We start from the raw sequence: 3,987 nt of genomic DNA on the forward strand, positions 1-3,987 counted from the left end.
GAACTACTGTAGCATGTCTAAAAAACACTGTAGCAATTGACAAAAGCAATGTAGCATGTCATAAAAGCAGTGTAGTAATTGACAAAAGCAATGTAGTATGTCATAAAAGCAGTGTAGCAATTGACAAAAGCAATGTAGTATGTCACAAAAGCAATGTAGCGGGTCGGGAAACCAATGTAGCAAGTCATAAAAGCGATGTGGAAAATCTCGAATTATTTTGTAGAAGTGTTGTTATCGGTGTAAAATTTTTAAAAAGGAGTTATGATGGCCAAGAAAAGCAGGTTTCCCCAGCAGTTAGGATGGGAGGATTTTCTGAGTTTCATGCGGGCGTTGTTGTTGTGGCTCACATCGCATATCGGGAGAGCCTGTTTTTTGGGGTGGTTATTTGCAACGTGAACATTCCTGGCGTAGTCAATGTCTGCGATGGTATCTATAAATTCTGGTCGGAGGACGACACTCTGGACGATTATCTCGATAATTTCGCACGCATCGGCGACCTGAATAGTTCTCCGTCGAATCCCGACGACGATGCAGATTTTTCTGTTCGCGTGCCAATAAGCACTCTGACTTCGAATGGTTGGGGCACATGGCCGAATGCTTCTAATTCATTTGTCACGGGATGCTCTATTAAGTCATTGTGGATAAACAGCCTAGTTCCTGTTAGCTCTACTTCAATTATTAACGATAGAACTAAAAGTTGTCGAATTATATGTCAAACCCATAATTATAACATTGGAACTAACGCATCACCCACTCTTCTACCCACATATATAGCAGATTATGACAGAGATACAACATGGTTTGACCTTTCATGCACCTACACTGATACCGATAATAACCAACCACTTTCGAGTCAATTAACTATAAACGACGGTTCCAGCACGACTTATACTGTCAGAAGCTTAGACCATAGTTATATGGATGGTTCGATCTTCGATTATTCAGCTATTTATGGGTATGAACACGTCGATTCTCTGCAGTATAAATGGGATTTCGATGATGGCGCGGGTATCGTTTCAACAGGATGGAGGTGGGCAGTTCTAGAAGAAGTAGGATTGGAGTTAAACGCCGGCTGGAATCTCGTTTCTTTATCGTGCAATAACTCTGAGAACGCCTCGATATTCGGAGGTGTAGTCTATGGTTACGATAACTTAAGCAGTAACTACTACCCTCTAGATACTCTTGATCCTGGAAAAGGTTATTGGATTTTCAGCGCTATCTCTGACACTGTCTGGATAAACAAAGACCTATATAGCTATTCGGATACGCTATTTCCCGGCTGGAACTTAATCGGTGCTAAAAACAATCCTATAACTTCATGTGCTATACGAACAGAGCCGCCGGGATTGAATGCTGCATTTCCATATGGTTGGAATGGGATCGATTATTACGACGCAGATTCATTGTTTCCTGGATACGGTTATTGGTTTTTATCCCGTGGCCATGGGAGGATTATTGTTGGTCCCTGATTATGTAGACGCTAACCTTTAAAAAAGAAGGAGCAGTATAATGAAACACAACCCATTCTGCATTCTACATTCTACTTATGCTTTTAGCATAAGTATCGACTCGACCGGGCAGCGGACGGACGGGAGCAAGCTGTGGGATATTTGGTATGGGCTGGACGGCATAACCGACTGCGTGGAGATAATAATAAAGCCGGTAACCGAAAGTGCCCGTTTTACAAAAACATCCCGGATTTGGCAGCGTCAAACCCATACAACACCCAAACAACAATTACCGAAAATAACGCAACCCATGATTTCGCAATCGCAGATTTTCGCCCTTTTTTATTATTCTCCTTGACATATTTAAACCCTTGTCCGATGTTGTTTTTAACATGAGTATAGGAATTGCAAATAGCACGCGACCCGAAGCCCTCGCATTACGCGTAGGGGCGATTCCTTGTGTTCGCCCGTTTGGCGATAACGCGGAAAGCGGGAGGGCACAAGACCCTCCCTACGAAATTTGCCCGCCGGCACACACGACGATTTCACCCAAACAACAATTCCCGCAACCAACCCGACGCACAGCGTCGAATAAGAACGCGCCAACGCGGGAGCGATGGGTGCGAGAAAAAAACAATGTTTTATCAAAGGAGAACGGAATATGGATTTCACAAAAATGCCGAAACTACATATAGGCGATTTGATTGCTGATATACCAATTCTTCAAGGCGGCATGAGCGTTGGCATTTCACTATCGGGGCTGGCTTCGGCTGTTGCGATATCGGGCGCTATTGGAATTATCGGCGCCGCTGGAGTCGGTATGCTTGAACCCGACTTTGCCACAAATTTCAGAGAAGCGAACAAAAGAGCATTGCGAAAAGAAATAAGAAAAGCTAAGAAAATGACTGATGGGATTATTGGAATAAATTTGATGGTAGCCCTTTCAGATGTTGATGACCTTGCATTGGCTGCAGTTGATGAAGGGGTGGATTTACTTCTCGTTGGTGCAGGACTTCCACTTAAAAGCCCAAAAACGCTATCACCTGACAGGTTGAAAGAGACTGCAACTAAAGTTGTCCCTATAGTATCTTCTGCAAGGGCTACTAAAATTATATTTCAACATTGGGCAAAAAAATATAATTATGCTCCCGATGCTGTGGTTGTGGAGGGACCTTTAGCTGGTGGGCATCTCGGTTTTAAAAAAAAGCAGATTGATAATCCTGATTATGCACTGGAGAAGATACTTCCCGATGTTGTTTCTGTAATAAAACCCTTTGAGCAGCAGTTTAACAAAAATATCCCGGTAATCGCCGCAGGAGGCATATATACAGGGGCGGATATTTATAAATTTATCCGGTTGGGAGCCAGTGGAGTTCAGATGGCTACCAGATTTGTCGCAACTCACGAGTGTGATGCCTCCATAAAATTCAAAGAGGCTTATGTAAAATGCAGAAGTGAGGATATTATCATAATCGACAGTCCTGTTGGAATGCCGGGAAGGGCGATTCAGAATAAATACCTCGCTGATGTTTCAGCAGGAATTAGGAAACCGTTTAAATGTCCGTGGAAATGTTTGAAACCATGTGATTTCAGAGAAGTCCCATACTGTATCAATCTCGCATTGACCAGCGCCAAAAGAGGAAATCTTGAAGACGGATTTGCTTTTGCAGGCGCTAATGCCTATCGTATCGATAAAATCATCTCCGTCAAAGAACTTATTGAGAGTTTATCGGAAGAATACGAAAAAGCAGCATCTACCCAAGCATAAGATGAAGGTCCCTCGCCATCGCCGCGCCGGAGGGGGCGGAAATCGAGATATTCGATATAAACGGACGAATGATCGAAGATATTACCGTAGGGGCGATCCTTGTGTTCGCCCTTCACAAGGGCAGGCACACGGGCCTGTCCCTACAACCATCTGGCAACTCTCCGCTGTAATCGGCTCCGGCGTTTATCTCGTCCGCGCGTCGGTCGGGGATGAATCGGTCACAAAACGCATCATTTACCTAAAATGAAGGCTCATTTGAACGGAATTATACAAAATATGACCAAACACGCCGTTACCAATAGCATTTACCCCGTTACCGTCGCCAAAGACGGCGTTTCTTGCTTCATTGCAGGCGTTACCCACTCCATTGTAGAGAACAATGACCGAAGTAACCGCTACAATGACCGGTAACGGGAGAAAAACGGCCAAAATAAACCGTAGGGGCGGGTTTTACGCCCGCCCGAATGAACGGGACTGCGTAAGACTGTCCCCTATGGGTAAAAAGGAGGAACAATGTTTTTCATAATTACTCGAACTCCCGATCAGAATAAGCGATTGGGCAACGGCGGCTTACGATAATTTCCTCGCCGCGCTCCTAAACCAGACATCCGAGCAGGCGGACAAGTTCGAGGCCTTCCAAACGCTCGACGAGTCCAACATCGACCTCTATAATAGGTTGGTTGCGATAAAAGAGTTGATTGTCACGCGTTACGGCGAGAGCGACCAGTTGCTGTATAATTTCAAGCTCAAAGGGCGATTGCCGAAAAGCCA

At 44.6% G+C, this 3,987-nt stretch carries 5 protein-coding genes; 3 read left to right on the forward strand and 2 right to left on the reverse strand.

Features of this window, described 5'->3' with window-relative positions; genetic code table 11:
* The coding region (locus tag KAH81_05740; protein ID MCK5833157.1) for a hypothetical protein at nt 1-1,469 on the forward strand (1,469 nt) is incomplete at its 5' end.
* 64 nt (nt 1,470-1,533) lie between these two features.
* On the opposite strand, the gene KAH81_05745 is transcribed toward KAH81_05740, so the two are convergent.
* Nucleotides 1,534-1,719 carry a hypothetical protein gene (locus KAH81_05745; GenBank protein MCK5833158.1) on the reverse strand — a complete coding sequence of 62 codons (186 nt, stop codon included), beginning with the start codon at nt 1,717-1,719 and terminating at the stop codon, nt 1,534-1,536.
* 390 nt (nt 1,720-2,109) lie between these two features.
* On the opposite strand from KAH81_05745, the gene KAH81_05750 reads away from it, so the two are divergent.
* The gene (locus KAH81_05750; protein ID MCK5833159.1) at nt 2,110-3,216 is read left to right on the forward strand and encodes a nitronate monooxygenase; all 1,107 of its coding nucleotides are present in this window, start codon (nt 2,110-2,112) and stop codon (nt 3,214-3,216) included.
* A 1-nt stretch (nt 3,217) separates the two neighbouring features.
* On the forward strand, nt 3,218-3,463 hold the full coding sequence (locus KAH81_05755) for a hypothetical protein (GenBank protein ID MCK5833160.1): 246 nt from the start codon (nt 3,218-3,220) through the stop codon (nt 3,461-3,463).
* Here the strand turns inward: KAH81_05755 and KAH81_05760 are convergent.
* The gene (locus KAH81_05760; protein MCK5833161.1) at nt 3,451-3,645 is read right to left on the reverse strand and encodes a hypothetical protein; all 195 of its coding nucleotides are present in this window, start codon (nt 3,643-3,645) and stop codon (nt 3,451-3,453) included. The genes KAH81_05755 and KAH81_05760 overlap by 13 nt on opposite strands.
* Nucleotides 3,646-3,987: the final 342 nt, after the last annotated feature.

It is taken from the genome of bacterium (assembly GCA_023145965.1).
Lineage (GTDB): Bacteria > UBP14 > UBA6098 > UBA6098 > UBA6098 > UBA6098.